Origin of the sequence: Klebsiella sp. 2-CIP_Kleb. (genome assembly GCF_050378715.1) — a bacterium.
In the GTDB taxonomy this organism is placed as follows: Bacteria; Pseudomonadota; Gammaproteobacteria; order Enterobacterales; family Enterobacteriaceae; genus Klebsiella; species Klebsiella quasipneumoniae.
Genome location: NZ_JBNRLG010000005.1, coordinates 102325 through 129206, shown reverse-complemented (window position 1 = coordinate 129206; position 26882 = coordinate 102325). Strand labels below are relative to the sequence as shown.

Here is a 26882-nt window from a genome sequence, read left to right as displayed (position 1 = left end):
AATGTGGCCGACGGGCGTCGGCCACCTGCGGGATTACAGCAGTTCGCCGATCATTTTTTCCAGTTTTTCCTGGTCGATCGCAAACTTACGGATACCTTCCGCCAGTTTGTCTACCGCCATCGGATCCTGGTTATGCTGCCACAGGAATTCAGATTCGGTAATACGCTCCGGACGTGCTTTCACTTCACCGGTGTACACCAGTTTACGCTCAACGGCCCCTTCGCTCTCGGACAGCTCTTTCAGCAGCGCTGGCGCGATGGTCAGGCGGTCACAGCCAGCCAGTTCGAGAATTTCACCAACGTTACGGAAGCTGGCGCCCATCACTACGGTTTCATAACCGTGCTGCTTGTAGTACTCGTAGATTTCGCTGACGGAAACCACGCCCGGATCTTCTGCCGGCGCATACTCTTTCTTATCGGTGTTGGCTTTGTACCAGTCGAGGATACGACCAACGAACGGCGAAATCAGGAAGACGCCCGCTTCGGCGCAAGCACGAGCCTGAGCGAAGGAGAACAGCAGGGTCAGGTTGCAGTTGATGCCTTCTTTTTCCAGCTGCTCAGCGGCGCGAATGCCCTGCCAGGTGGAAGCCAGCTTGATCAGAATACGATCGTTGCTGATGCCCGCGTCGTTATACAGCTTGATGATGCGCTTAGCTTTGGCGATAGACGCTTCGGTGTCGTAGGAGAGACGTGCATCCACTTCGGTGGAGATACGGCCCGGGATCAGTTTCAGGATTTCGAGACCAATGTTCACCGCCAGCTTATCGGAAGCATCAAGGATCTGCTGCGCGCGATCGCTGCTCTGGCTACGAGCCCAGGCCACAGCGTCATCAATCAGCTTACGGTACTCAGGGATCTGAGCCGCGCCGAGGATCAGGGAAGGGTTGGTGGTGGCATCCTGAGGCTGATACAGCTTCATTGCCGCAATATCTCCGGTGTCAGCGACGACAGTGGTGTACTGACGCAGAGAAGTTAATTTATCCGTCATGATATATTTCTCTTAAACAGCAGTTAAGGGGATGTAACCGGTCTGCCCAGATGATAACACGCTGCCGGGTCAGCGCAACCGCCGACGAGAGAAGAGCGCAGAGTGTGATAAACTATGCAGATTAATTTGCTGAAAGCGCAAGGATTGTCACTTAATTGGTAACGCTTACACTGGCGTGCCGGCATGGACAAGAGGATGTTTAATGCCTGATTTTCTCTCATTTATCAATGAAATACTCTGGGGCTCAGTGATGATTTATCTGCTACTGGGCGCCGGCATCTGGTTTAGCTGGCAAACCCGGGGTATTCAGTTCCGTTACGTGCGCAAATTTAGCCGCAGTCTGAAAAAAAGCCTGCACCCGCAGCCGGGCGGTTTAACCTCTTTTCAGGCGTTATGTACCAGTCTTGCCGCCCGGGTTGGCAGCGGTAATCTTGCCGGCGTCACGCTGGCCATCGCCGCCGGCGGACCAGGAGCGGTATTCTGGATGTGGGTCTCCGCCCTGCTCGGCATGGCCAGCAGCTTCGCCGAATGTTCCCTTGCCCAGTTGTATAAAGAACGCGATAGCCGCGGCCAGTTTCGCGGCGGCCCGGCCTGGTATATGGCGCGCGGGCTCGGCATGCGCTGGATGGGCGTGCTGTTTTCGATCCTCCTGCTGCTGGCCTATGGTTTTATCTTCAATACCGTGCAGGCTAACTCCGTGGCCCATGCCCTGCGCTATGCGTTCGATCTGCCGGCGGCGGTCAGCGGCGGCGTGCTGGCCGTTGTCGTTCTGCTGGCCATCCTCCGCGGTTTACGCGGCGTGGCGCGCCTGATGCAGTGGATAGTGCCCATCATGGCGCTGCTATGGATCGCCACCAGTCTGCTTATCGGCCTGTGGCATATCACCGCTCTGCCGACGATTTTCGCCACCATCTTTCGCTGCGCCTTCGGCTGGCAGGAAGCCGCCGCCGGCGCGGTGGGCTACACCATCAGCCAGGCGCTGACCAGCGGCTTTCAGCGCGGCATGTTCTCCAATGAAGCAGGGATGGGCTCTTCGCCTAACGCCGCCGCAGCCGCCGCCTCATGGCCGCCGCACCCGGCGGCGCAGGGTATCGTGCAGATGATAGGCGTGTTTATCGATACCATCGTGATCTGTACCGCCAGCGCGATTATCGTCATGCTGGCGCCGCGGCCCGACAATGAATATACGCTCAATGGTATTCAGGACTTGCAACACGCGATGAGCGTGCTGGTCGGCGGCTGGGGAGCGGATTTTATCGCCCTCATCGTGCTGCTGTTCGCTTTTAGCTCTATCGTGGCCAACTACGTGTATGCGGAAAATAATCTGATCTTTCTGCATCTGGATAAGCCGCGTTATATCTGGGGTCTGCGAATACTCACCGTCCTGATGGTGCTGTTGGGGACCCTGGTTAGCCTGCCGGTCGTCTGGCAGAGCGCGGATATCATTATGGCGCTGATGGCGATGACCAACCTGACGGCCATCCTGCTGCTCTCCCCGACGGTGCGAATTATCGCCAGTGATTATCTGCGTCAGCGCCAGCTGGGCATCCAGCCCACTTTTGATGCATCGCGCTATCCCGAGATTCACCAGCAGCTGGCCCCGGGCGCGTGGAATGAACTGCCGCGCGAATAGCGCGGCAATCGCAGCTATCGATCCCACCATGCACTTTTTTTGTTAAAATTCGTCGAAATTACCTGCAAGGACTGGATATGCTGATTCTGATTTCACCTGCTAAAACGCTCGATTATCAAAGCCCGCTGGCAACGACTCGCTATACCCAGCCCGAACTCCTCGAGTATTCTCAAGAGCTTATCAGCATCGCCCGTCAGCTGACCGCGCCGCAAATCGGCAAGCTGATGAGCATCAGCGACAAGCTGGCGGATCTGAACGCCACCCGTTTCCACGACTGGCACCCTGACTTTACGCCGCAAAATGCCCGCCAGGCGATCCTCGCCTTTAAGGGCGATGTCTACACCGGCCTGCAGGCAGAGACGCTCACTGAGGACGACTTTGACTTCGCCCAGCGACACCTGCGCATGCTCTCCGGCCTGTATGGCGTGCTGCGCCCGCTGGACCTGATGCAGCCCTACCGCCTGGAGATGGGGATCCGTCTGGAAAACCCGCGCGGTAAAGATCTGTACCAGTTCTGGGGCGATACCATTACCGAGAAGCTGAATCAGGCGCTGCAGGCTCAGGGCGACGATATCGTCATCAACCTGGCTTCCGATGAGTATTTTAAATCGGTGAAAACGCAAAAATTGCAGGGCCAGCTGATCAAGCCGGTCTTCCTCGATGAGAAGAACGGCAAATTCAAAGTGATCAGCTTCTATGCCAAGAAAGCCCGTGGCCTGATGAGCCGCTACATTATTGAAAATCGCTTAACCCAGCCGGAGCAGCTGAAATCCTTTAATAGCGAAGGCTATTTCTTTGATGCGGAGGCTTCGGAGAAAGGCGAACTGGTGTTTAAACGCCACGAGCAGTAAGTAAGCGTCCCCCTGCGGCGTTCGAGGCGACAGGGGGACGGTAAGGATTTAGCCCATCATCAGCTTACGCAGCGCGGCGAAATCCGCCGGCAGGTTGTGAGACAGCAGCGGCAGGTCGGCGCGGTCGGCCAGCTCTTTCGGCAGCGGCAGGGTCTCCTGCAGGATCTCCTCCACGCTCTCTTTGAACTTCGCCGGATGGGCGGTGCCGAGGAAGAGACCGTACTCTCCCGGCTGCAGCTGATCGCGCAGCGCGCGCCAGGCAATCGCCGCGTGCGGCTCAGAGATGTAGCCGATGGCCTTCAGCTCGCGCATTGCCGCTTTGGTGGTCTCATCATCGACCGCGGCATAGCCCAGCTCGCTGAGACGCCAGATTTTACGGCGGAACAGCTCTTCGACACGCGGCCAGTTGTTCGGCTGGCTGACGTCCATGGCGTTGGACAGCGTCGCCTGGGTGGCTTTTGGCGCCCACTCGCCGCCCTGCAGATAGCGCGGAACAGTGTCGTTGGCGTTGGTGGCAGCGATAAAGCGTTTGATCGGCAGACCCAGCGACTTCGCCAGCAGACCGGCGGTCAGATCGCCGAAGTTGCCGCTCGGCACAGAAATCACCAGCTGATTGCGGGCTTCCTGCGGCAGCTGCGCCGCCGCTTCGAAGTAGTAGCAGATCTGCGCCAGCAGGCGGCTGATGTTAATGGAGTTAGCCGAGTTCAGCCCCAGCGTCGCCTTCAGTTCTTCATCGTCAAACGCCTGCTTCACCAGCGCCTGGCAGGCGTCGAAGTCGCCGTCAATCGCCACGGTTTCAATGTTGCCGCCGAGAGTACAGAACAGCTTCTCCTGCAGCGGGCTGATCTTGCCGCGCGGATAGAGGATCACCACCTTAACGTTCGGCAGACCATAGAAAGCATGCGCCACCGCCGCCCCGGTATCGCCAGAGGTCGCCGTGAGGATGGTGACCGGCTTGTCGCCCGCAATGTGGGTCAGCATCTGCGCCATAAAGCGGCCGCCGAAATCCTTGAACGCCAGCGTGGGGCCATGGAACAGTTCCAGACAGCCGACATCCTCCTGAACCTTGCTCACCGGCGCCGGAAACGCAAACGCCGCGCGGACCCGCTGCTGCAGGACATCCTGCGGGATCTCATCGCCGATAAAGGCGGATAAAATTTTGGCGCTGCGGGTGACAAAGTCCTGCGCCAGCATATCGTCGATTTCAGTCAGGCTGAATTCCGGCAGATCGTGCGGAAAGAACAGGCCCTGATGCTTGCCAAGTCCCTGGGTAACGGCCTGCGCAAAGCTGACCTGCTCATTGTGATCTTTTAAGTTATACAGTTTCATTGGTTATCCCACTACGCGTGCGCCCGCCGTGTCCAGCCGGCAAATATGAACAAAGCCTTCCTGATTCTGTAGATAGTGCGCGCCAAGCCAGTCGGCGACGCGCTGTGCGGTGTCCGGCTTATCGCACAACGCGAATAGCGTTGGGCCAGAGCCGGAGATGCCGCAAGCCTGGGCGCCCATCTCCATGGCCGCCTGACGCGCTTCGCTAAAGCCCGGCAGCAGTTTGGTTCGGTACGGTTCGGCAATCACATCTTTCATCAATTTTGCCGCCAGCTGCGGCTGGCGGGTGTAGCAGGCATGAATAAAGCCCGCGAGGTGGCGACCATGGGCGATACAATCCTGACGGCGGTACTGCGCCGGCAGAATCGCCCGCGCTTCGGCGGTGGAGACTTTAATCCCCGGATAGGCCAGCACCCACAGCCACTCATCAAACCCGGGCACCTGCTGGCTGATAATCCCGTTCTCTTCGATCATCAACTGCATGCCGCCAAGATAGCACGGCGCCACGTTGTCGTAGTGAATGCTGCCGGAGATACGCCCTTCCATCTCCCCCATCAGCGCCAGCATGCGCGTCTCGTTCAGCGGCTTACCGCAAAACTCGTTCATCGCCACCAGCGCGGCGACCACCGAGCAGGCGCTGGAACCCAGCCCGGAACCAATCGGCATGTTTTTTTCCAGCGTCATCGCCACCGGCACCGTCTTACCGATCTCCCGGCAAAAGCTTTCCCAGCACTGGTAAACAATGTTCTCCTGCGGCGCCGTCGGCAGTTTGCTGGCGAAGCGTCCCAGATTCTGCAGGCTGAATTGCTCCGCCGCTTCGACAGTGACGTTGTCGCCAAGCAGCGTGCCATCGACCGGCGTGACCGCCGCGCCCAACACATCAAACCCGACGCTCATATTGGCACTGGAAGCCGGGGCATATACTTTGACCATCTTAAACTCCTAACTTCCAGGAAAGGGTGCGCAGCAGGTCGGCGAATACGCCGGCCGCCGTGACGTCGTTCCCGGCACCATAGCCGCGCAGCACCAGCGGCAATGGCTGATAATAGTGGCTGTAAAAGGCCAGCGCGTTCTCGCCATTTTTGACTTTGTACAGCGGATCGTTACCGTCAACGGCGGCAATTTTCACCCGGCAGGTACCATCCTCTTCGATGTTACCGACATAGCGCAAGACTTTACCTTCATCGCGCGCCTTAGCGATCCGCGAGGCGAACCCATCATCCAGCGACGGCAGGCGGGCCATAAAGGTCTCGACATCACCGCTGGCGTCGAAGTCCGCCGGCAGCGCCGACTCGACGATAATGTCCGACAGCTCCAGTTCACGCCCGGTCTCACGGGCCAGAATCAGCAGCTTACGCGCGACGTCCACCCCGGATAAATCGTCGCGCGGATCCGGCTCGGTATACCCCATCTCACGGGCCATTGCCGTCGCCGCCGAGAAACTCACGCCCTCATCCAGCTTGCCGAAGATAAACGACAGCGAACCGGAAAGGATCCCGGAGAAATGGCGCAGTTCATCGCCGGCGTTGAGCAGGTTCTGCAGGTTCTCAATCACCGGCAGGCCAGCGCCAACGTTCGTGTCATAGAGGAACTTGCGGCGCGAGCTGCTCGCCGCGTGGCGCAGCTGATGATAGTAATCCAGTGAAGAGGTATTGGCCTTTTTATTCGGCGTGACCACATGGAAACCTTCGCGCAGGAAGTCGGCGTACTGATCGGCGACCGCCTGGCTGGAGGTACAGTCGACGATCACCGGATTCAGCAGGTGGTACTCTTTTACCAGGCGGATCAGGCGGCCAAGATTAAAGGGTTCTTTCGCCTCCGCCAGCGCTTCACTCCAGTTTTCCAGATTCAGACCATGCACGCTGGTCAGCAGCGCCTGAGAGTTGGCCACGCCGCAAACGCGCAGATCGATATGTTTGCTCTTCAGCCAACTCTGCTGGCGTTTGATCTGCTCCAGCAGCGCCCCGCCGACGCCGCCGACGCCGATGACGAACACTTCGATCACCTGATCGGTGTTGAACAGCATCTGATGGGTCACACGCACGCCGGTGGTAGCATCGTCATTGCTAACCACTACCGAAATGGAGCGCTCGGAGGAGCCCTGAGCAATCGCCACGATATTGATATTGGCGCGAGCCAGCGCGGCAAAAAACTTTGCCGAGATACCGCGCAGGGTGCGCATCCCGTCGCCTACCACCGAGATAATAGCCAGACGCTCCATAATGGCCAGCGGCTCCAGCAGTCCCTCTTTCAGCTCGAGGTAAAACTCATCTTCCATCGCCCGTTTAGCTCGCGCGCAGTCGCTCTGCGGCACGCAGAAACTGATGCTGTACTCGGAAGAGGATTGGGTGATCAGCACTACCGAGATGCCGGCGCGGGACATGGTGGCGAAGACGCGGGCCGCCATGCCGACCATGCCTTTCATCCCCGGCCCGGAGACGTTGAACATCGCCATGTTGTTGAGGTTAGAGATGCCTTTAACCGGCAGATCGTCCTCGTCGCGGCTGGCGCCGATGAGCGTTCCCGGCGCCTGCGGGTTGCCAGTATTTTTAATCAGACATGGGATTTGGAATTGGGCGATAGGGGCGATGGTGCGCGGGTGCAGCACTTTCGCGCCAAAGTAGGAGAGCTCCATCGCCTCCTGATAAGACATCGATTTCAGCAGACGCGCATCCGGCACCTGGCGCGGGTCGCAAGTGTACACTCCGTCGACATCGGTCCAGATTTCGCAGCAATCGGCGCGCAGGCAGGCGGCCAGTACCGCAGCCGAATAGTCGGAGCCGTTGCGCCCCAGCACCACCAGCTCCCCCTTCTCATTGCCAGCGGTAAACCCGGCCATCAGGATCATATGGTCTGCCGGGATCTGGCTGGCGGCGATGCGGCGGGTGGATTCGGCGATATCGACCGTGGACTCCATGTAGTGACCAACGGCAAGCAGTTTTTCCACCGGGTTAATGACACTGACTTTATGACCACGGGCTTCCAGCAGACCCGCCATGATGGCGATGGAGAGCTTTTCGCCTCGGCAGATCAGCGCGGCATTGACGCTATCCGGGCACTGACCCAGCAGGCTAATACCGTGCAGGACATGCTTAATCTGAGCAAACTCCTGCTCAACAAAGGCTTTCAACTGGGCGAGCGGGAAAGCGGGCTGGGCGTCGGCAAGGCCCTGAAGAAGTTCGGCAAAAATGCGTTCAGCGTCGGCAATATTGGGGAGGGCATCCTGGCCGCCAATGGTCTTTTCAATCATCGCTACCAGATGGTTAGTGATCTTCGCCGGGGCAGACAGGACGGTCGCTACCTGCCCCTGCCTGGCATTACTCTCCAGAATATCGGCAACCCGCAGAAACCGTTCCGCATTTGCCACTGATGTACCGCCGAACTTCAACACTCGCATGGTTCTTACCCCTTGATCTCTTGTCAAAAAAAAAGCCCGCACTGTTCAGGTGCGGGCTTTTTTCTGTGTTTCCTGTACGCGTCAGCCCGCACCGTTACCTGTGGTAATGGTGGTGGTGATAATGGTGGTAATCATGCCGATGCGATTCATGGATGTTGTGTACTCTGTATTTTTATCTGTCTGTGTGTCCTGCCTATATTGGTTAAAGTATCTGCCGTCTTAAGTCAATGAATTTCTCAATTAACCCCATTTCAGCCGGCTTACGTATTGCGCCACCCCGACAAGAAAAAACACCCAGATTGGCGGAACACCTCCCGCAAAAACAGTACATGCAACCATAAATAAAAAATATGACAGAACTTTATTCTGGTAGGTTTTTTTCAATATCATGCAGCAAACGATGCAACATTGCCGTGTCTCGCTGCTGCAGCAGCCCCAATCGTTGCGACAGCCAGTCGGCCAGTTTGGCATCGTCCTCCACGCCCAGACGCGAAAGCAAGGCCATGGTGCGGAGGCGCAACGCCTGCAGCTGATGATGGTCTGCCGCGGCAGCGGCGGGAGCCGATTGTTGCATAAGCGATGCTAATTGATAGCAGTAAACCATCACCGACTGACCGAGGTTCAGCGACGGATAATCCGCGACCATCGGCACGCCGGTCAGCACATCGGCCAGGGCCAGCTCCTCATTGGTCAATCCGGCGTCTTCACGGCCAAATACCAGCGCGGTATGGGTCATCCAGTTCGCCTTCTCCTCCAGCAGCGGCAACAACTGCTGCGGCGTGGCGTAATAGTGAAACCGCGCGCGACTGCGGGCGGTGGTGGCGACGGTAAAATCGACGTCGTGCAGCGCCTCAGCAAGGGTGGAATAGGTGGTGATGCCATCGAGGATGTCGCCTGAGCCGTGCGCCACCCAGCGTGCCGCCGGCGCCAGATGGGCTTCACTGTCCACGATCCGCAGATCGCGAAATCCCATGGTTTTCATCGCCCTGGCGGCGGCACCGACGTTCTCGGCCCGGGCAGGACCGACCAAAATAATCGTTAAACGCATTGCGGTTTCATTCTCTCTCTCAGGCGTTGTCTGAGGCGCGGAGCCCCCCATTTTACGCGGTGAAAATTTACAAATTTGCAACAAAAATCACTAAAATTGCGTTTTCTTACCCATAAAAAAATCTAAACTGTTTTCAGGAGGCCATGACAAGGAGTATGTTAACAGAACCCATTTATCCATATGATGGGCAATGAAATTTCATCTGACGCATCGTTCCAGACATTGGATTCACTGTATTTATTAATTTATCCACGCAACTAGTTGAGCCGGGTAAAGATTGTGACTATAAAGAGCATGGCGATGCAATGATTTCACAAGACTGTTAACGTGCTACAATTGAACTTGATATATGTCAACGAAGCGTAGTTTTATTGGGTGTTCGGCCTCTCTTAGCCTGTTATGTTGCTGTTAAAATGGTTAGGATGTCAGCCGTTTTTGACACCGTCGGGTCCAGAGGGAAAGTACCCACGACCAAGCTAATGATGTTGTTGACGTTGATGGAAAGTGCATCAAGAACGCAATTACGTACTTTAGTCATGTTACGCCGCGCATGTTAATTTGCGACATGCACCAGGCAGGTCAGGGACTTTGGTACTTCCTGTTTCGATTTAGTTGGCAATTTAGGTAGCAAACATGCAGACCCCGCACATTCTTATCGTTGAAGACGAGTTGGTAACACGCAACACGTTAAAAAGTATTTTCGAAGCAGAAGGTTACGATGTATTCGAAGCGACCGATGGCGCGGAAATGCATCAGATCCTGTCTGAAAATGATATCAACCTGGTGATCATGGATATCAACCTGCCGGGTAAAAATGGTCTTCTGCTGGCGCGCGAGCTGCGCGAGCAGGCCGACGTCGCGCTGATGTTCTTAACCGGCCGCGACAACGAAGTGGATAAGATCCTTGGCCTCGAAATCGGCGCTGACGACTATATCACTAAACCGTTTAACCCGCGTGAACTGACTATCCGCGCGCGCAACCTGCTCTCCCGTACCATGAACCTCGGTACCGTGAGCGAAGAGCGTCGCAGCGTGGAAAGCTACAAGTTCAACGGCTGGGAACTCGATATCAACAGCCGTTCCCTGGTTAGCCCGAACGGCGAACAGTACAAGCTGCCGCGCAGTGAATTCCGCGCGATGCTGCACTTCTGCGAAAACCCGGGCAAAATTCAGTCTCGTGCCGAGCTGCTGAAGAAAATGACCGGTCGCGAGCTGAAGCCGCATGACCGTACCGTTGACGTGACCATTCGTCGGATTCGTAAACACTTCGAATCCACTCCGGATACTCCGGAAATCATCGCTACCATTCACGGTGAAGGTTACCGTTTCTGTGGCGATCTGCAGGAATAATGCGAGTTATTCCGCAGCTATGATGTGAAAACGGCGCCCCGAGGGCGCCGTTTTTTTATGCCGTCACTCTTTCCACAGGCGCAGTTTGTCGTCATCGGCAGACGGCGGCGGAGGCGCACTGCCTTTCGGTAACGATAACGCATACCAGTCCACTCGCCGGGTCAAAAACATCAGAATGCTCAGCGCCAGCGCCAGCACACCGGTCCCTAACAGCAGCGCGCTGTCCTCGGAGTGCAGCAGAAACCACATCACCCCATCCAGCAGCAGCAGCGCGGCGACAAACAGCAGGCTGTTGCGCCATCCCCTGAGCACCGCCTGGAGGTAGATCCCATTCATCACCGCGCCGCACAGACTGGCGGCCAGCCAGGCGGCGGTAAAGCCAATGTGCTCCGAAAGCGCCAGCAGCACCAGGTAAAACAGCACCAGCGATAAGCCCACCAGCAAATATTGCATCGGATGCAGGGGTCGATGGGTCAGGCTCTCGAAAGCGAAAAAGGCCATAAACGTCAGCCCGATTAACAGGATGGCATATTTTGTCGCCCGATCGGTTAGCTGGTACTGGTCGGCAAGCGACATGACATCGGCACTGAACGCCGGTAAGCGCGACCACGGGATCTCCATATCATCCTTGAAATAGCTGCCCATATCATTGGCGAACCAGCTGCTTTGCCAGTGGGCGCGATAGCCGGCAGCATTCACTTCGCGTTTCGTTGGCAGGAAGCTGCCGAGAAAGCCGGGATGCGGCCAGTTACTGGTCAGCTGCAGCTCGCTGTTGCGCCCGAGCGGCGCCAGTGAAAATGCGCCCGTTCCGTTCAGATCGAGCGAAAAAGCAATCTCAAGCGGCTTGTTGTCCTCCGCCAGCGCAGGCATCGGCATATGGATGCCCGCCCCATCGCCGCTGATCCCCAGCCCCGGCTCCACGCTTAATACGTTACCATTGACCTCCGGGGCATGGATGGCGCCAATGCCGCGGGCATCGCCGACGCTCACCACCAGCCGCGGCAGGCCCAGGGTGATATGCGTTTTTCGCAGCGACGCCAGACGCAGCGGATCGAAGGTGGCCTTAATCTGCAGGGCGTTATGCCATACCTGCCCGCTGTAGATGCCCACCCTTCTCGACTCCACGGTCTGTTTGCCGGTGACCGCCAGCGACTCCGGCAGCCAGTAGTACACCCAGCTACGCTGATAGGCGACCTCTTTTTGGTTCTCCCTGCGGGTCAGCGTCTCGGTTACCGGAATAGCGATCAGCGGCCCGGCAAGTTTTTGCGAACCGCTGGTGCTCTGCTCAATGGCGTCCACTACCTCGCTGCGATAATCAGCCCGCTCATTGATGAGCTCCCTGACCATCATTAAAGGTAGAGATAACAGCACAATACAGCCTATTAGCGTGGTGATTTTCCAGAATAACGGTGATTTCAACATAGCTTTCTCCCTATCGTGATGGCCTCACCATAGGGCGGCTGTGTGGGGAGAATTTGAAGCTATGTGAAGGGACGGTGAAGTCTCAGCGTAGCGACCACGCCGCCTTCGGGCCGATTGCGCAGACGGATATCGCCATGATGCAGGCGCGCCACTTCACGAACGAAGGCCAGCCCAAGGCCGCTGCTCTTGTGGCCGTCTTCACGCGGTAGCGAGTAGAACCGCTCAAAGATCCGCGTCAGGGCATAGTCCGGAATACCGCATCCGTTATCCGTTACGCTCAGTTGCACCTCTGCATTTCGTTTCTCTACCCCCAGGGCGATCTCGCCGCCCTGGGGGGTAAAATCAATCGCGTTGTCGAGCAGATTACCCAGCGCCTGGGCCAGCAGTTCGCCATCGCCATTGACCAGCATCCCACTCGCCTGCCAGCGCAGAGTAATGGCTTTCGCCGCCAGGGCGATGTCGCGCTCCTCCGCCAGGCGTTGGTATAGCGCATCTATCGACACCGGCTGTAGCTTTATCTCCAGCCGGCTTTCCAGTCGCGCCTGCTGGAGTAACCGCTCCACCAGCAGCTGCATGCGGGTGTTCTGCGCAAGGATATTCTCAGTAAACCGCGCCGCCACCGCAGGCGGCGGCCCTTCGCGCAGAATCTCCGCCGCACCGCGAATAGCCGCCAGCGGACTTTTCAGCTCGTGCGTCAGGTCATAGACATAGTTTTCGATGGCGTTTTTGCCTTCGAGCTTCACCCGCATGCTCTCCAGCGCCTGGGCCAGCTTACGCAGTTCGCTGCTGCCGACCTCCGGCAACGGCAGCGGGCGGTCAGCGGTCACGGAGTCCGCATAGCGCACCAGCTTACCGATAGAGAAATTGATCCACCAGACGACGCCGCAGCCGATCAACAGCGCAATGCCCAGCAGGGCGCCGCCGGCCCAGAGGATCCGCCGCTCGCTGCGCTTAATGACCGGCGTCATCGCCAGGTTGGGTTTACCGACGCTCAGCACGCCGATAATCCGCCCCTTATCCATCACCGGCGCGGCGATATACATCACCGAGCTGGCTTCATCATGCGGATCGCTGCGCGAACTGCGCGCGCCATACTGCCCGCGCAGGGTGAGCCAGACGTCGTTCCAGCGTGAATAGTCCTGCCCTGTCGCCTCTCCACTGGAGTCAAACACGACCTTGCCCCGGGCATCGGTCAGATAGACGCGGTACTCATTACGCACCTTTTTAATTCCGCCAATGTTGGCGTTTAGCCGCTGCTGGTTGAGCTGTTGAAAGGCCTGCGCCAGCCTGCCCTGCTGCGGGTTTGCCGCCAGCAGGTCCTCACGCGCCAGCGCCGCCAGCAGGGTGGCGGTATCGTTGAGGGTCCCCTCCGTCGCCCGGCGCACGCCCGGCTTCACTTCCTGGACAAAGATCGACAGTACAAACCACGCGGCGATCGCGACGATAAGGAAATAGCCCAGCAGCAGGCGCATGCCGATGCGCATCAGCTGCGCCCCAGGCTGTAGCCCATCCCGCGATGGGTATTGATTGGCGACAAATCAGGATTCACGGCCCGTAGTTTAGCGCGCAGGGTTTTGATGTGGGTGTCGACGGTGCGGTCGAGGCTTTCCCAGGCATCGCTCCATACCCGCTCCATCAGCTGCTGACGGGAGAAAACGCGACCGGGCGCGTGAAGCAAAGTTTTCAACAGCAGAAATTCATAGCGCGTCAGGTTCAGGGGCTGGCCGAACCAGCTTATCGACGCCGCCTGCTCGTCAAGCACAAACTCGCCGACGCGAACTACCGACGAAGGCGCGGCAAATTTTTGCAGCCGTCGCAGCACGCTGCGCACCCGCGCGCAAACTTCGCGCGGCGAAAACGGCTTGGCGATGTAATCGTCAGCGCCGATTTCCAGCCCCAGCAGCTTATCGACCTCATCGCTCCGCGCCGTGAGAAACAGCACCGGCAGCGCCGGAAAGCGCGTCAGCAGGCGCCGACAGAGCTCGAAGCCGCTGATATCCGGCAAGCCAACGTCGAGGATGGCGACATCGGGTGCCTGATACGCCGCAGCCTCCAGCGCGGGCAACCCGCGGTCGAAGACGGTGACCTGGAAGCCCTCCTGCTGGAGCATATAAACCAGGGTATCGGCAATACTCTGTTCATCCTCAACTAACCAAATCCGTGGCTGCTGCATGCGCGCTCCCGTTTATTTATTCCAGGGCATAATCGGCACGGCGCTGATGGCGTTCTTCGGCGAACCATCAACTACTTTATCCGAATAGGTCAGGTAGACCAGCGCATTGCGTTTCGCATCATAGAAGCGAACGACCTGTAGCTTTTTAAATACTAACGAGGTGCGCTTCTGGAACACCACGTCGCCCTGGCTTTTGCCATTTTTGATTTTGTCCGTCAGCTCAATCGGCCCGACCTGCTGGCAGGAGATGGCCGCGTCGGAGGTATCCTCCGCCAGCCCCAGGCCGCCTTTGATCCCGCCGGTTTTCGCCCGGCTGATATAGCAGGTCACGTTCTGGACATCCGGATCGTCAAAGGCTTCGACGACAATTTTGTGATCTGGTCCTAACCATTTGAAGACCGTATCCACGGAACCAATCTGCTCCGCCTGAGCAATCTGACAGCCGGCCAGCAACAGCAGGCCCATCGCAAACTTCTTGTATTTCATATTGTTACCATTATTAAAAAATATAGCTAAGTGATTATCACGGACTTAGCAGAAAAGGTTTATAGATCACAGCTTTACAAAATTATCGTTCAGATCCACTGACCTACCGCATTTAAAAGCAAAAAAAACACTGAATGCTAAAACATCAAAAAATGCTATTATCCGCTACTTTAATATCAGGCACCTGTGTTTAAGGATGGGGACATTTTATGGATCAAGCAGGGATTATTCGCGATCTCCTTAGCTGGCTGGAAGGTCACCTGGATCAGCCGCTTTCTCTGGACAATGTGGCGGCGAAGGCAGGTTATTCCAAGTGGCATCTGCAGCGAATGTTTAAGGATGTCACCGGCCACGCTATCGGTGCCTATATTCGCGCGCGCCGGTTGTCGAAATCAGCTGTCGCATTACGCCTTACCGCCCGTCCAATCCTTGATATTGCGCTGCAGTACCGTTTCGACTCCCAGCAGACCTTCACCCGGGCGTTCAAGAAGCAATTCTCGCTGACGCCGGCTCTCTACCGCCGCTCGCCGGACTGGAGCTCGTTCGGTATGCGTCCGCCGCTACGTCTTGGCGAGTTTACCCTGCCGAAACATGAATTTGTCGCCCTACCCACGACTCAACTGCTCGGTGTGACTCAGAGCTATACCTGTAAGCTGGAGGAAATCTCCGACTTCCGCAACCAGATGCGGGTCCAGTTCTGGCGAGATTTCCTCGGCAACTCGCCGTCGATCCCCCCGGTGCTCTACGGGCTGCATGAACCGCGTCCGAGCCTGGAGAAAGACGATGAGCAGGAAGTGTTCTATACCACCGCGCTGACGCCGGAGATGGCTAACGGCCACCTGCAGAACGCCCATCCGGTGACGCTGGAGGGCGGCGAGTATGTCATGTTTACGTATGAAGGGCTGGGTACCGGCCTGCAGGAATTCATCCTGACGGTCTACGGCACCTGCATGCCGATGCTGAACCTGACGCGTCGCAAGGGGCTGGATATTGAACGCTTCTATCCTGAAGATGAAAGCCGGGATCAGGCCACGCCGATTCAGTTGCGCTGCGAGTATCTGATCCCGATCCGCCGTTAACGCTGCAGCTCGTCCATCGCGGGGGCGTCAAGATGCGAGACGTCGCCCGCCGTTTCCACCACCCAGCCGGAAGCCAGCCACGGGCTTTGCTGATAATCGACGCGCGAGATCGAGCAGTTGCGCAGGCGCAGACGACGCTCTGCGTATGCCGGCAGCCCTAAAATCGTACTCACCAGGCAGCCCAGCGCGATACCATGACTCACCAGCAGCGGTCGACTACCGGCCGGTAATTCCAGACAGGCGGCCAGCGCCGCATGCATACGTTCGCTAAGCTCCTGCATCGATTCGCCCTGCGGAATGCGACCATCCGGCGTGCCGTTGACCAACTGGCGGCGCCAGCCCTCTTCTTCTTCGCTGAGCGAGTCAATATGGCGCTTCTCCAGCACTCCCATATCCAGCTCGCGCAGGCGCGCATCAGCGATCACGCTGCAGCCGCAGGCTTCGGCGATAATCTCTGCTGTGCGACGGGTTCGCCCCAGATCGCTGGTAATGATATGGGTGATCCCCAGCGTTCTGGCGCGCTCGCCAACCTGCCAGGCCTGGCGCTCACCGTGTGCGGTCAGCGGGCTGTCGGACTGACCCTGAATACGTCGCTCGGCGTTCCACTGCGTTTCACCGTGGCGAACAAGGTATACCTGTAACATGCTTTTTTTCCGTTCTGAACTCGTTATCGACCGCTTGCGGGCATTACCGACTGCCCTGGGGGTGATTTAGAGTATACTGCGATGACGTTAGTTTATTCTGAGTTGTTTTGATTATGCACCATGTTGTCTCAGCGACCACTAATCCCGCCAAAATTCAGGCAATTCTGCAGGCTTTTGACGAGATTTTCGGCGAAGGATCCTGCCACATTGAGTCCGTCTCCGTCGAGAGCGGCGTGCCGGAACAGCCCTTCGGCAGCGAGGAAACGCGCGCTGGCGCACGAAATCGCGTCGCCAATGCGCGCCTCGCCCAGCCCCATGCCGATTTCTGGGTCGCCATCGAAGCCGGAATTGACGATGACAGTACCTTTAGCTGGGTGGTCATCGAAAGCGCCAGCCAGCGCGGAGAAGCGCGCTCAGCCACGCTGCCGTTGCCTGACGTTATTCTTGAGCAGGTTCGCGCTGGCGAAGCCCTCGGGCCGGTCATGTCGCAGTATACCGGCATCGATCAGATTGGTCGTAAAGAGGGAGCGATTGGGGTTTTCACCGGCGGCAAATTAACCCGCAGCAGCGTTTACCATCAGGCGGTCGTGCTGGCGTTAAGCCCGTTCCACAACGCTATTTATCGCTAGCCAACAGCGTCTGCTCCAGCCACTGGCGCAGCTCAACCGGCGCCGACTTCAGGCTGTTGGACCCGCGGGTAATGGTCGCAATGCCGGCACCGAGCTCATTTTTCAGCTCGCGCTGGCTCATCTCACCGCGCAGCAGCTCTTCGATAATGCGCACCCGAGTCCCCAGCGCTTCACGCTCATCAGGGGTCAGCATGAGCTGCAGCAACGGTAGATGCAGATCCTGCGCATAGGCCTGCTGTAGCAGCGCCACAAAGCGCAGCCACTCCTGATGACGTTGTTCGGCAACGGCCGCGGAATAGGGAGATTGTTGGGTCATATCGCGCCACCATATTGAGACGGGCAGCTTACGCTGCCCGTCGAATGTACTCATCAACGAGTACAAAGCATAACATACTTCCCGGCGATCAGTAACGCTGCCGCCACTCCGCATCGCTGAAGAGCTTATCCTGCTGTCCCATAAAGTAGCGATAGTAGGCGTCATAGGAGAGGACATTCTTCACGTAGCCGCGTGTTTCCGAGAACGGAATACTCTCGACAAACGCCACGGCGTCGATCCGTCCGGCGCTGTTCCCCTGCCAGGTGCGTACCCGACCCGGCCCGGCGTTATAGGCCGCCGAGGCGTAGATGCGGTTATTACCGAACTGCTGGTAAACGTACTGCAGATAGCTGGTGCCGATGTTGATGTTGGTTTCCGGATCCAACAGCTGCGACGGGCCGCTGTAGCCGGGAATGCTGAACATGCTGACGGTATGCGTCGCGGTGCCCGGCATAATCTGCATCAGCCCGCTGGCGCCGACCGGCGAGCGCACTTTCGGGTTCCAGGCGCTCTCCTGGCGGGCAATCGCCATCGCGTAGCTCTGCGGAATATCTTTACCGCTGATATAGCGGGCAAACAGATCGTTATAGGCCAGCGGGAAGCGCTCCTCCAGCTGATCCCACAGTTTTCCGGCGATCGTCGCCTGCACGCTCAGATCCCACCAGTGTTGATCAAAAGCGTAACGCGCGAGCTGCGCCTGCTGGGATTTACTACGGCTGGTGACCAGGTTCGCCCATTCAGTGCGCGCGGTGTTATCCATATTCCAGTACATCAGCTCACGCACCCGGGCCATCTCCGGACCGGAGGCCAGCGCCGGATCGAGCGTGCCAATCGCTTTATCAATGCGGAAGGTATACTCCTCGCCGAGACGCTGCGCAGCAACCATCGGGTAGAAACCCCGCTGCTGCATCAACGACCGGAGGATCGCCTGCGCCTCCTCGTCCCTGCCGCGCTCCAGCAACAGGTCCGCCTGCCAGTAGCGCCATTCGTCTTTCTCTTTCGCCTCCATCGGCAGGCGCGCCAGCCAGGTATTCAGACCATGGCGATCGCCCGTCCCCAGCGCCATCCGTACCCGCCGCTCCACCAGCGGCGTGGACTGCGAGCGCATAATCGCATCGTCGCGCCAGATGGCCTGCTCTTCGGTCACATCGTTCCCCATCAGGCGCCAGGCGACAATATCGCGTAGCTCCTGGGTCTGATCCTCATTGAGCTGCTGGGCCTGCACCAGCGAAGGGATCATCAAACGGGCATTTTCCACATCCTGACGGGCGACGCTGGCGAAAGCGACGGCGGCCATCTGGCGGGTAAAGTCCGTCGCCCCGGTGGTGCGGGCAAAGGTCAGAACGCTGTTAGGATCGTTAGCCAGGGCGACCACGGCGCTGGCGATGCTCTGGTAGTTGGCAGGCATCTGCTGGGCCAGCGATTTCACCAACCCAATATTGCCGGCCTTCATCGCCAGGCGGATCCGTTCGAGATAGGCCAGCGGATCCTGTTGGCCGGAGTCGCGCCAGGCGCTGAACAGCGGTTCACAGGCGCCGGGCTGGTTCTTGCCCGTCAGCCAGAGCGCTTTCGCTCCGCTCCAGGCCTCCTGCGACTGACCCACGCTCAGTTTGGCGTAGTAGTAGTTGCACTGCGCCTCGGTGCTGGTCGGCTTATCGGGGCTAAACGCCAGCAAGCCGCGCCAGTCGCTGCGCCGGGCCAGTTCATTCACGAAACGCGAACGTAATGAACGCGCCGGGGGCAGCGTCGGGTTGGCGTCAATAAAGTTTTTCACCACCAGCGCCGGCTGGTTCATCAGATCGTCGGTAATCTGCCGGTACTGCAAATAGGGATACAGGGGATAGGTGCTTAACGTGGGCATCAGCTGGTCAACCACATCCATCTGCCGGTTATCCCACGCCTGCTTAATTTGTGCGTAGCGGCTGCGCTGTTCATCCAGTGAATCCGCATGCGCCAGCTGACTCAACGCCAACAGACCAACGCTGGCAGCCAAAAGATGCCACGCCATTTTTTTGGCTTTTTCCACAAGCTCTTCCTCTTTCAGGTGCATTTTCGCAGCATCGTGCCGCTTAAAAGCCCCTGCCGGTTCGGCAGGCGGCTTTACTTATGCTAATCAGACAACGCTAAACGCGCCATGTCCTGAACATTTTTTTACGCTTCTGTGAATCCTGTCGCCTCGCTGGGATTAGCGCGCGAAAAAGGCTACACTTCGGCTTTGAACTATCTATCAAAATAGAAAGAGGCGAAGTCCAACGTGGCTCAATTCGTTTATACCATGCATCGTGTCGGCAAAGTGGTTCCGCCGAAACGTCATATTTTGAAAAATATCTCCCTCAGCTTTTTCCCTGGCGCGAAAATCGGTGTGCTCGGTCTGAACGGCGCCGGTAAATCTACCCTGCTGCGCATCATGGCCGGTATCGACACCGAGATCGAAGGTGAAGCGCGTCCGCAGCCCGGCATTAAAATTGGCTACCTGCCGCAGGAGCCGCAGCTCAACCCGGAGCACACCGTGCGCGAGTCCGTGGAAGAAGCGGTCGCCGAAGTGGTTAACGCGCTGAAGGGTCTGGACGAAGTCTATGCCAAATACGCCGAGCCGGATGCGGACTTCGATAAGCTTGCCGCACAGCAAGGCAAGTTCGAAGAGATTATCCAGGCGCACGACGGCCACAACCTGAACGTGCAGCTGGAGCGCGCGGCCGACGCCCTGCGCCTGCCGGACTGGGATGCGAAAATCGCTAATCTTTCCGGTGGTGAACGCCGCCGCGTCGCGCTGTGCCGCCTGCTGCTGGAAAAACCGGATATGCTGCTGCTCGACGAACCGACTAACCACCTCGACGCCGAGTCCGTCGCCTGGCTGGAACGCTTCCTGCACGACTTCGAAGGCACCGTGGTGGCGATTACCCACGACCGTTACTTCCTCGATAACGTCGCCGGCTGGATCCTCGAACTTGACCGCGGCGAAGGTATTCCGTGGGAAGGCAACTACTCCTCCTGGCTGGAGCAGAAAGATCAGCGTCTGGCGCAGGAAGCTTCTCAGGAAGCCGCACGTCGCAAATCCATCGAGAAAGAGCTCGAGTGGGTACGCCAGGGCGCGAAAGGCCGTCAGTCTAAGGGCAAAGCCCGTCTGGCGCGCTTTGAAGAGCTTAACAACGTTGAATACCAGAAACGTAACGAGACCAACGAACTGTTCATTCCGCCAGGCCCGCGTCTGGGCGATAAAGTTCTGGAAGTCAGCCATCTGCGCAAATCCTACGGCGACCGCGTGCTGATCGACGATCTGAGCTTCTCGGTACCGAAAGGCGCTATCGTCGGCATCATCGGTCCGAACGGCGCGGGTAAATCCACCCTCTTCCGCATGATGTCTGGCCAGGAACAGCCAGATTCCGGCACCATCACCCTGGGTGAAACCGTTAAGTTGGCTTCCGTCGATCAGTTCCGCGACGCGATGGACAACAGCAAAACCGTGTGGGAAGAAGTGTCCGGCGGCCTGGATATCATGAAGATCGGCAACACCGAGATGCCGAGCCGCGCCTACGTGGGCCGCTTTAACTTCAAAGGCGTCGACCAGGGTAAACGCGTTGGCGAGCTGTCCGGCGGTGAACGCGGTCGTCTGCACCTGGCGAAGCTGCTGCAGGTCGGCGGTAACGTCCTGCTGCTCGATGAACCGACCAACGACCTGGATATCGAAACCCTGCGCGCGCTGGAAAACGCCCTGCTGGAGTTCCCGGGCTGCGCGATGGTTATCTCGCACGACCGCTGGTTCCTTGACCGTATTGCCACCCACATTCTGGATTACCAGGATGAAGGTAAGGTGGAGTTCTTCGAAGGTAACTTTACCGAGTACGAAGAGTACAAGAAACGCACTCTCGGCGCCGACGCGCTGGAGCCGAAGCGAATCAAGTACAAACGTATCTCAAAATAAAATGCAAAAAGGCAACGCAAGTTGCCTTTTTTAATGTTTGCTCCCTCTCCCTGTGGGAGAGGGCCGGGGTGAGGGCAAGGTAAAAGTAAAAAGGCAACGCAAGTTGCCTTTTTTAGGGTTTGCTCCCTCTCCCACCGGGAGAGGGCCGGGGTGAGGGCAACAGCCCGCAGAGGACCTACCCCTGCTCCCCCATCAGCTGCTTCACCAGCTCGACGCAGCGCAGGAAGCGCGTATCGTAGTCCGACTCCTTAACATGGACGAACTCGATCTCATTCTCTTTCAGCAGCGACACCAGCAGCGACTGAAACTCTTTACGATCCACGGAACTCCCAAGACTGCGTAACCCATCAGCCACCCACGGGGTGTTGTTCTCCAGCAGAATCACCAGGTCAAAGCGGTATTCATCAATCAGCGCCTGCACGAACGGGTGCTCACGCCCCTCGTACTTCAGACAGAACGCCTGAGTGCTGACGAAGTCGGTATCGATAAATGCCACCTTGTTGGCATATTTCACTGCGAAATCAATATACTGGGCATGACCGAGGGCAATTTTATCGTAATCAGAATACTGGAGCGCCATCTCATCGCCGCCGAGATGCGAAAAGACATAATCCCGGCCATATTCCCAGGCGCTGGTAGTATTGAAGATATTGGCGAGCTTATTGACCAGCGTTGATTTACCGCTCGACTCGCCGCCGAGGATCGCCACCGTCCGCACAAAGAACGGTTTCACTTCCGTCGGAATATATTCCCAGTAGCGGAACGGGTTCTCGCGGATCTGGCCGCCGCTAATATTCATAAAGGTCCGCTTAGGATCGATAAGCACCGTCTCGATCCCCAGATGCTCAAGGTACTGCGGCGCATCGGCCTCTTCCGAGGTATAGATCCGGTTCGGCTCGATCCCTTTTTCGCTCATAAAAGCGCGGATCCCATGACTCCACACATCCCAGCCGTGCGGATAGGGCTCCATCCCCTCTTCATTGAACGCATGGATGCGAATATTCTTCTGATATTTAAAGGTCTGTAGCAGCCAGCGCAGGCGGTCAGGCACCGTTGGCTGCTGCGACATGGCGCTCTCTTCAAACAGCTCGCGGTCGCGAGTATCGTCGTAGCCCATGATGATATGCAGCTCATCGACCTGGCTACAGGCGCGTTGAATCAAATAGATGTGCCCGGTATGCAGCGGGTAAAACTTACCAAACACCACGCCGACGCTTTTCTGTCGGCGGGGAAACTCCAGCCCGAGGAAGCGATGCAGCGCTTCAAGCTTCTGCGCGCTCGGGCTTTTGATTTTGGCGTTCAACAGCTGGCTGAGATACCCCTTGGTCATCCCGCTGGCTTCCGCCACCTGCTGCAGGGTACAGCCTTTCTGCTTTATGGCGCTTTTTAAATAGTCAAATGACGACATCGCTAATCTCCTTTTAACTTATTATAAGTCGTCAAAAACGCTTAGCGCGTCTGAAAGCTTTTTCACACCAAAGATTTGCATGCCTTCCGGCACTTTTTTCGGCACATTGGCCGCCGGGACGATGGCGCGGCGGAAGCCATGCTTCGCCGCTTCGGAGATACGCTCCTGACCGCTCGGCACCGGGCGAATTTCGCCGGCCAGCCCCACTTCGCCAAAGACCACCAGATCCTGCGGCAGCGGGCGATCGCGCAGGCTGGAGACCATCGCCAGCAGCAGCGCCAGATCGGCGCTGGTTTCCGTGACCTTCACCCCGCCGACCACGTTGACGAAGACATCCTGATCGGCCATCTGCAGGCCGCCGTGGCGATGCAGCACCGCCAGCAGGATCGCCAGACGGTTCTGTTCCAGCCCCACCGCCACACGGCGCGGGTTGGACATCATCGAGTGATCCACCAGCGCCTGGATCTCCACCAGCAGCGGGCGGGTCCCTTCCCAGACCACCATCACCGAGCTGCCGGAGGTGATTTCATCTCCCCGGCTGAGGAAGATAGCGGACGGGTTGCTGACTTCGCGCAGCCCCTGCTCGGTCATGGCGAAAACGCCCAGCTCATTCACCGCGCCAAAGCGGTTTTTGTGGCTGCGCAGAGTGCGGAAACGGGAGTCGGCATCACCGTCCAGCAGCACCGAGCAGTCAATACAGTGCTCCAGCACCTTCGGGCCGGCCAGCGAACCGTCTTTGGTGACGTGGCCGACCATAACGATCGCCACGCCGCGAGTTTTGGCAAAGCGCGTCAGATAGGCCGCCGTTTCACGTACCTGGGCGACGCTGCCCGGCGACGACTGAACGTCGGCCATATGCATCACCTGGATTGAGTCGATCACCATCAGCTGCGGTTTTTCTTCATCGGCAATCTGACAGATCTGCTCAATGCTGGTTTCCGAGAGCATGTTCAGGTTCGCCGTCGGCAGCCCAAGGCGATGGGCGCGCATCGCCACCTGCTGTAGGGACTCCTCCCCGGTGACGTACAGCGTTTTCATCCCTTCCGCCAGCTTGCACAAAGTCTGCAGCAGCAGGGTCGATTTCCCCGCGCCGGGGTTGCCGCCAATCAGGATCGCGCTGCCCGGCACCACGCCGCCGCCGAGTACGCGATCGAACTCTTTAAATCCGGTGGAGAAACGCGGCAGCGCTTCCAGGCTGATGTCTGACAGCTTCTGCACCTTCGAGACGCCGGCGTTACCGGCGTAGCCTGACAAACGCTCGTTTCTCGCCACCTGCGGCGACGCGGCGATGCGCATCTCGGTGATGGTATTCCAGGCATGGCAGGCGCTGCATTGCCCCTGCCACCGCGGATAATCCGCACCACATTCATTACAGACAAATGCGCGTTTTGGAGCTTTCGCCACGTTTACCTCTTACTTTTGGTTCATGCTGCCCGAGAGAATACAGAATACCCCCATCAGGTCAGCGTGGCGGATAGTCACTTCCGCCTGTTCATTCACTTTAGGCTTCGCATGATATGCGATGCCAAGCCCGGCAGCTTTAATCATCGGCAGGTCGTTGGCGCCATCGCCGATGGCCACGGTCTGCGCCGTTGGGATCTCATACTTTTCCGCCAGCTTGCGCAGCGTATTGGCTTTGTATTTGGCATCGACGATATCGCCGAGTACGTTGCCGGTAAGCTTACCGTCGCGGATCTCCAGTTCGTTGGCGAACACCGCGTCGAGATGCAGTTTGTCGCGCAGATACTCCGCAAAGAAGGTAAAGCCGCCGGAGGCGATCGCCACCTTCCAGCCCAGCGTTTCCAGCTTGAGCACCAGCTGCGCCAGGCCCGGCATCAGCGGCAGCGCGTCGCGAACCTGCAGCAGAATGTTGGCATCGGCGTCTTTTAGCGTCGCCACGCGCTGGCGCAGGCTGGCGGTGAAGTCCAGCTCGCCACGCATCGCCCGCTCGGTCACTTCCGACACCAGCTCGCCGGTGCCGGCCAGTTTCGCGATCTCATCGATGCATTCAATTTGGATCGCCGTGGAGTCCATATCCATCACCAGCAGCCCTGGGGTGCGCAGATGGGGGATTTTACCCAATGGCGCGACGTCCAGCCCCGCCTCATGCGCCAGTCGCGTCGCACGCGGGGTAAGCGAGCCCGCCAGGCGGATCACCTGGTAATCCTCGACCACCCAGGAGGCGACGATCACTAACGCGGCGCCCAGCTCGCGCTGCCACGCCGTCAGACGGCGTTTATCCAGCCCACGTCCGTACAGCAGCCAACCGCTGCGCCCGGCGTGATAATCCAGCGGCATGACCTCGTCACCGCTCAGGGAAAGCGGCAACCCAGGCCACAGGGAAACGTCTTCAGGCAGGTCGCACCAGGTCAAACTGTTAGGCATTACGGCTCCACATCTCTTCATTCAGGCGAGGAAAATAACGCATGAGGCTACCTTGTAACCAGCGCTTCTGGCAACATTAAGCTGCAAATTTTCAAAGGTGGAATATGGTTCGCGCAAAACTGAAATTCCGGCTGCATCGTGCGGTCATTGTCCTTATCTGTCTCGCCCTGCTCGTCGCGCTGATGCAGGGCGCCTCGTGGTTCAGTCAGAACAGTCAGAAACAACGCAATCCGCAGCTGGAAGAGCTGGCCCGCACGCTGGCGCAGCAGGTGGTGCTGAATCTCGCGCCGCTGATGCGCAGCGAGACGCCGGACGAGAAGCGCATCCATCAGCTGTTGACGCAGCTCACCCACAACAGCCGCGTACTTGACGCCGGGGTATATGACGAACAGGGCGACCTGGTGGCGCGCTCTGGCGAAAGCGTCGAGGTTCGCGACCGGCTGGCGCTGGATGGTAAGAAAGCCGGCGGCTACTTCAACCAGCAGGTTGTCGAACCGGTGCCGGGAAAAAATGGCCCGCTGGGCTATCTGCGTCTGACCCTCGATACCCATACTCTGGCGACCGAGGCGAAGCAGGTGGATAATACCACCAATATCTTACGCCTGATGCTGTTGCTGTCCCTGGCCATCGGCGTGGTACTGACCCGCACGCTGCTGCAGGGCAAACGCACCCGCTGGCAGCAATCGCCCTTCCTGCTCACCGCCAACAAGCCGGTTGAGGATGAAGACGATGAAAAGAAAGGAAATCTATAATGTCCACACTGCGCCTCCTGCTTTCTGACTCTTACGACCCGTGGTTCAACCTGGCGGTCGAGGAGTGCATCTTCCGCCAGATGCCCGCCACCCAGCGGGTGCTGTTCCTGTGGCGCAATGCCGATACCGTGGTCATCGGCCGCGCGCAGAACCCGTGGAAGGAGTGTAATACCCGCCGAATGGAAGAAGATCATGTGCGGCTGGCCCGTCGCAGCAGCGGCGGCGGCGCGGTGTTCCACGACCTCGGCAATACCTGCTTTACCTTTATGGCTGGCAAACCGGAGTACGACAAAACCGTCTCCACCGCTATTGTGCTGGCGGCGCTCAATTCACTCGGCGTAACCGCCGAAGCCTCCGGGCGCAACGATCTGGTGGTCAAAACCGACAGCGGCGACCGCAAAGTCTCCGGCTCCGCCTATCGTGAAACCATGGACCGCGGTTTTCACCACGGCACCCTGCTGCTCAACGCCGATTTAAGCCGTCTTGCCAACTACCTCAACCCGGACCAGAAAAAGCTGCAGGCTAAAGGCATTACCTCGGTGCGCGGGCGAGTGGCGAATCTGGTTGAGCTACTGCCGGGCATTACCCATCAGCAAGTTTGCGAGGCGATCCAGGAGGCGTTCTTCAGCCATTACGGCGAACGGGTAGACGCCGAGGTGATCTCCCCGGACAACACGCCGGACCTGCCGAACTTTGCCGACACTTTCGCTCGCCAGAGCAGCTGGGAATGGAACTTCGGCCAGGCGCCCGCCTTTTCCCATCTGCTGGACGAGCGCTTCCCCTGGGGCGGCGTCGAGCTGCATTTTGACGTTGAGAAAGGCCATATCACCCGCGCGCAGGCCTTTACCGATAGCCTGAATCCGGCGCCGCTGGAGGCGCTGGCGGCACGCTTAGTCGGCTGTCAGTATCGGGCTGAGGTTTTGCAGCAGCAGTGTGAGGCGCTGGTCGGCGATTTCCCGGAGCAGAAAGCGGAACTGAAAGAACTGTCGGCATGGATTGCCGGCGCGGTGCGCTGATAAAAAAAGCCGGATGGCGGCTGCGCCTTATCCGGCCTACAGATTTGACTCAAGC

General features: G+C 58.2%; 25 protein-coding genes and 1 other annotated feature. Of the genes, 8 read left to right on the top strand and 17 right to left on the bottom strand.

Annotated features, from left to right (window positions below):
- Positions 1 to 33: 33 nt before the first annotated feature.
- Positions 34 to 987 carry a transaldolase gene (tal, locus tag ACQUTP_RS17525; RefSeq protein WP_004204228.1) on the bottom strand — a complete coding sequence of 318 codons (954 nt, stop codon included), beginning with the start codon at positions 985 to 987 and terminating at the stop codon, positions 34 to 36.
- Positions 988 to 1189: 202 nt separating this feature from the next.
- Here tal and ACQUTP_RS17520 point away from each other — a divergent pair, with 202 nt between their 5' ends.
- Together ACQUTP_RS17520 and yaaA are read left to right on the top strand one after the other, a co-directional pair.
- Positions 1190 to 2620, top strand: a complete 1431-nt coding sequence (locus ACQUTP_RS17520) for an alanine/glycine:cation symporter family protein (protein ID WP_004204227.1) — start codon at positions 1190 to 1192, stop codon at positions 2618 to 2620.
- Between the two features lie 77 nt (positions 2621 to 2697).
- Positions 2698 to 3471 (top strand): peroxide stress protein YaaA, encoded by a 774-nt coding sequence (gene yaaA, locus ACQUTP_RS17515; RefSeq protein ID WP_009309177.1) that lies wholly within the window; start codon positions 2698 to 2700, stop codon positions 3469 to 3471.
- Between the two features lie 48 nt (positions 3472 to 3519).
- Here the strand turns inward: yaaA and thrC are convergent, their stop codons facing one another.
- The 6 genes from thrC to yjjY all read right to left on the bottom strand — a co-directional run bounded on the left by thrC (position 3520) and on the right by yjjY (position 9783).
- Positions 3520 to 4800, bottom strand: a complete 1281-nt coding sequence (gene thrC / locus ACQUTP_RS17510) for a threonine synthase (RefSeq protein WP_002887863.1) — start codon at positions 4798 to 4800, stop codon at positions 3520 to 3522.
- A gap of 3 nt (positions 4801 to 4803) precedes the next feature.
- Positions 4804 to 5733: a homoserine kinase gene (thrB, locus tag ACQUTP_RS17505; protein WP_002887853.1), complete on the bottom strand. Its 930-nt coding sequence runs from the start codon at positions 5731 to 5733 to the stop codon at positions 4804 to 4806.
- Position 5734: 1 nt separating this feature from the next.
- Positions 5735 to 8197, bottom strand: a complete 2463-nt coding sequence (gene thrA, locus ACQUTP_RS17500) for a bifunctional aspartate kinase/homoserine dehydrogenase I (protein WP_080848000.1) — start codon at positions 8195 to 8197, stop codon at positions 5735 to 5737.
- A 25-nt stretch (positions 8198 to 8222) separates the two neighbouring features.
- Positions 8223 to 8340, bottom strand: a sequence feature (Thr leader region).
- A complete protein-coding gene (thrL, locus tag ACQUTP_RS17495; protein ID WP_004222578.1) occupies positions 8279 to 8347 on the bottom strand; it encodes a thr operon leader peptide in 69 nt (22 codons plus the stop codon). Its footprint overlaps the feature before it by 62 nt.
- Positions 8348 to 8558: 211 nt before the next feature.
- On the bottom strand, positions 8559 to 9245 hold the full coding sequence (locus tag ACQUTP_RS17490) for a tRNA/rRNA methyltransferase (protein ID WP_004204223.1): 687 nt from the start codon (positions 9243 to 9245) through the stop codon (positions 8559 to 8561).
- A gap of 397 nt (positions 9246 to 9642) precedes the next feature.
- The gene (yjjY, locus tag ACQUTP_RS17485; RefSeq protein WP_004146984.1) at positions 9643 to 9783 is read right to left on the bottom strand and encodes a protein YjjY; all 141 of its coding nucleotides are present in this window, start codon (positions 9781 to 9783) and stop codon (positions 9643 to 9645) included.
- A gap of 95 nt (positions 9784 to 9878) precedes the next feature.
- Between yjjY and arcA the strand changes: the two genes are divergently transcribed.
- Positions 9879 to 10595, top strand: a complete 717-nt coding sequence (arcA, locus tag ACQUTP_RS17480) for a two-component system response regulator ArcA (RefSeq protein WP_002887843.1) — start codon at positions 9879 to 9881, stop codon at positions 10593 to 10595.
- Positions 10596 to 10658: 63 nt separating this feature from the next.
- Here the strand turns inward: arcA and creD are convergent, their stop codons facing one another.
- Genes creD through creA form a run of 4 tightly spaced genes read right to left on the bottom strand, consistent with a single transcriptional unit; the run spans position 10659 to position 14676 of the window.
- Positions 10659 to 12017 (bottom strand): cell envelope integrity protein CreD, encoded by a 1359-nt coding sequence (gene creD / locus ACQUTP_RS17475; protein WP_069135399.1) that lies wholly within the window; start codon positions 12015 to 12017, stop codon positions 10659 to 10661.
- Between the two features lie 59 nt (positions 12018 to 12076).
- On the bottom strand, positions 12077 to 13501 hold the full coding sequence (gene creC, locus ACQUTP_RS17470; protein WP_017901225.1) for a two-component system sensor histidine kinase CreC: 1425 nt from the start codon (positions 13499 to 13501) through the stop codon (positions 12077 to 12079).
- The gene (gene creB / locus ACQUTP_RS17465; protein ID WP_032455528.1) at positions 13501 to 14190 is read right to left on the bottom strand and encodes a two-component system response regulator CreB; all 690 of its coding nucleotides are present in this window, start codon (positions 14188 to 14190) and stop codon (positions 13501 to 13503) included. The genes creC and creB overlap by 1 nt, the downstream gene beginning before the upstream one ends.
- Before the next feature lie 12 nt (positions 14191 to 14202).
- Positions 14203 to 14676, bottom strand: coding sequence for a protein CreA (gene creA, locus ACQUTP_RS17460; protein WP_004204218.1), 474 nt, complete (start codon positions 14674 to 14676; stop codon positions 14203 to 14205).
- Between the two features lie 209 nt (positions 14677 to 14885).
- Between creA and robA the strand changes: the two genes are divergently transcribed.
- Positions 14886 to 15755 carry an MDR efflux pump AcrAB transcriptional activator RobA gene (gene robA, locus ACQUTP_RS17455; protein ID WP_004204217.1) on the top strand — a complete coding sequence of 290 codons (870 nt, stop codon included), beginning with the start codon at positions 14886 to 14888 and terminating at the stop codon, positions 15753 to 15755.
- On the opposite strand, the gene gpmB is transcribed toward robA, so the two are convergent.
- Entirely contained in the window at positions 15752 to 16399 is a 648-nt protein-coding gene (gene gpmB / locus ACQUTP_RS17450) for a 2,3-diphosphoglycerate-dependent phosphoglycerate mutase GpmB (protein ID WP_004204216.1), read from the bottom strand. The two genes, robA and gpmB, sit on opposite strands and share 4 nt — an antisense overlap.
- 113 nt (positions 16400 to 16512) lie before the next feature.
- On the opposite strand from gpmB, the gene yjjX reads away from it, so the two are divergent.
- Positions 16513 to 17028 (top strand): inosine/xanthosine triphosphatase, encoded by a 516-nt coding sequence (yjjX, locus tag ACQUTP_RS17445; RefSeq protein ID WP_004204215.1) that lies wholly within the window; start codon positions 16513 to 16515, stop codon positions 17026 to 17028.
- Here yjjX and trpR read toward each other — a convergent pair.
- Positions 17015 to 17344, bottom strand: coding sequence for a trp operon repressor (gene trpR / locus ACQUTP_RS17440; RefSeq protein ID WP_004204213.1), 330 nt, complete (start codon positions 17342 to 17344; stop codon positions 17015 to 17017). The genes yjjX and trpR overlap by 14 nt on opposite strands.
- Before the next feature lie 88 nt (positions 17345 to 17432).
- Positions 17433 to 19370, bottom strand: coding sequence for a murein transglycosylase (gene sltY, locus ACQUTP_RS17435; protein WP_004204212.1), 1938 nt, complete (start codon positions 19368 to 19370; stop codon positions 17433 to 17435).
- 228 nt (positions 19371 to 19598) lie between these two features.
- On the opposite strand from sltY, the gene ettA reads away from it, so the two are divergent.
- Positions 19599 to 21266 (top strand): energy-dependent translational throttle protein EttA, encoded by a 1668-nt coding sequence (gene ettA, locus ACQUTP_RS17430; protein WP_004204211.1) that lies wholly within the window; start codon positions 19599 to 19601, stop codon positions 21264 to 21266.
- Between the two features lie 175 nt (positions 21267 to 21441).
- Here the strand turns inward: ettA and nadR are convergent, their stop codons facing one another.
- From nadR to serB, 3 genes are read right to left on the bottom strand one after another with little or no spacing between them, the layout of a single operon-like run.
- A complete protein-coding gene (gene nadR, locus ACQUTP_RS17425) occupies positions 21442 to 22674 on the bottom strand; it encodes a multifunctional transcriptional regulator/nicotinamide-nucleotide adenylyltransferase/ribosylnicotinamide kinase NadR (protein ID WP_004886547.1) in 1233 nt (410 codons plus the stop codon).
- Positions 22675 to 22695: 21 nt separating this feature from the next.
- Complete coding sequence (radA, locus tag ACQUTP_RS17420; protein WP_002887800.1) at positions 22696 to 24078, bottom strand: DNA repair protein RadA; 1383 nt, start codon at positions 24076 to 24078, stop codon at positions 22696 to 22698.
- A 9-nt stretch (positions 24079 to 24087) separates the two neighbouring features.
- Positions 24088 to 25059, bottom strand: coding sequence for a phosphoserine phosphatase (gene serB / locus ACQUTP_RS17415; RefSeq protein ID WP_004886545.1), 972 nt, complete (start codon positions 25057 to 25059; stop codon positions 24088 to 24090).
- A gap of 104 nt (positions 25060 to 25163) precedes the next feature.
- On the opposite strand from serB, the gene ACQUTP_RS17410 reads away from it, so the two are divergent.
- Both ACQUTP_RS17410 and lplA read left to right on the top strand, forming a co-directional pair.
- A complete protein-coding gene (locus tag ACQUTP_RS17410; RefSeq protein WP_004886544.1) occupies positions 25164 to 25811 on the top strand; it encodes a YtjB family periplasmic protein in 648 nt (215 codons plus the stop codon).
- Entirely contained in the window at positions 25811 to 26827 is a 1017-nt protein-coding gene (gene lplA, locus ACQUTP_RS17405; RefSeq protein ID WP_004886541.1) for a lipoate--protein ligase LplA, read from the top strand. The genes ACQUTP_RS17410 and lplA overlap by 1 nt, the downstream gene beginning before the upstream one ends.
- Positions 26828 to 26882 lie beyond the last annotated feature (55 nt).

Excerpts from the sequence above, each read along its gene's own strand:
- tal (WP_004204228.1), bottom strand. The coding sequence starts at position 987 with ATGACGGATAAATTAACTTCTCTGCGTCAGTACACCACTGTCGTCGCT.
- nadR (WP_004886547.1), bottom strand. The coding sequence starts at position 22,674 with ATGTCGTCATTTGACTATTTAAAAAGCGCCATAAAGCAGAAAGGCTGT.
- yaaA (WP_009309177.1), top strand. The coding sequence starts at position 2,698 with ATGCTGATTCTGATTTCACCTGCTAAAACGCTCGATTATCAAAGCCCG.
- gpmB (WP_004204216.1), bottom strand. The coding sequence starts at position 16,399 with ATGTTACAGGTATACCTTGTTCGCCACGGTGAAACGCAGTGGAACGCC.
- yjjY (WP_004146984.1), bottom strand. The coding sequence starts at position 9,783 with ATGACTAAAGTACGTAATTGCGTTCTTGATGCACTTTCCATCAACGTC.
- creC (WP_017901225.1), bottom strand. The coding sequence starts at position 13,501 with ATGCGCATCGGCATGCGCCTGCTGCTGGGCTATTTCCTTATCGTCGCG.
- trpR (WP_004204213.1), bottom strand. The coding sequence starts at position 17,344 with ATGACCCAACAATCTCCCTATTCCGCGGCCGTTGCCGAACAACGTCAT.
- lplA (WP_004886541.1), top strand. The coding sequence starts at position 25,811 with ATGTCCACACTGCGCCTCCTGCTTTCTGACTCTTACGACCCGTGGTTC.
- ACQUTP_RS17410 (WP_004886544.1), top strand. The coding sequence starts at position 25,164 with ATGGTTCGCGCAAAACTGAAATTCCGGCTGCATCGTGCGGTCATTGTC.
- ACQUTP_RS17520 (WP_004204227.1), top strand. The coding sequence starts at position 1,190 with ATGCCTGATTTTCTCTCATTTATCAATGAAATACTCTGGGGCTCAGTG.
- yjjX (WP_004204215.1), top strand. The coding sequence starts at position 16,513 with ATGCACCATGTTGTCTCAGCGACCACTAATCCCGCCAAAATTCAGGCA.
- arcA (WP_002887843.1), top strand. The coding sequence starts at position 9,879 with ATGCAGACCCCGCACATTCTTATCGTTGAAGACGAGTTGGTAACACGC.
- robA (WP_004204217.1), top strand. The coding sequence starts at position 14,886 with ATGGATCAAGCAGGGATTATTCGCGATCTCCTTAGCTGGCTGGAAGGT.
- creB (WP_032455528.1), bottom strand. The coding sequence starts at position 14,190 with ATGCAGCAGCCACGGATTTGGTTAGTTGAGGATGAACAGAGTATTGCC.
- ACQUTP_RS17490 (WP_004204223.1), bottom strand. The coding sequence starts at position 9,245 with ATGCGTTTAACGATTATTTTGGTCGGTCCTGCCCGGGCCGAGAACGTC.
- thrC (WP_002887863.1), bottom strand. The coding sequence starts at position 4,800 with ATGAAACTGTATAACTTAAAAGATCACAATGAGCAGGTCAGCTTTGCG.
- thrB (WP_002887853.1), bottom strand. The coding sequence starts at position 5,733 with ATGGTCAAAGTATATGCCCCGGCTTCCAGTGCCAATATGAGCGTCGGG.
- serB (WP_004886545.1), bottom strand. The coding sequence starts at position 25,059 with ATGCCTAACAGTTTGACCTGGTGCGACCTGCCTGAAGACGTTTCCCTG.
- thrA (WP_080848000.1), bottom strand. The coding sequence starts at position 8,197 with ATGCGAGTGTTGAAGTTCGGCGGTACATCAGTGGCAAATGCGGAACGG.
- creA (WP_004204218.1), bottom strand. The coding sequence starts at position 14,676 with ATGAAATACAAGAAGTTTGCGATGGGCCTGCTGTTGCTGGCCGGCTGT.
- creD (WP_069135399.1), bottom strand. The coding sequence starts at position 12,017 with ATGTTGAAATCACCGTTATTCTGGAAAATCACCACGCTAATAGGCTGT.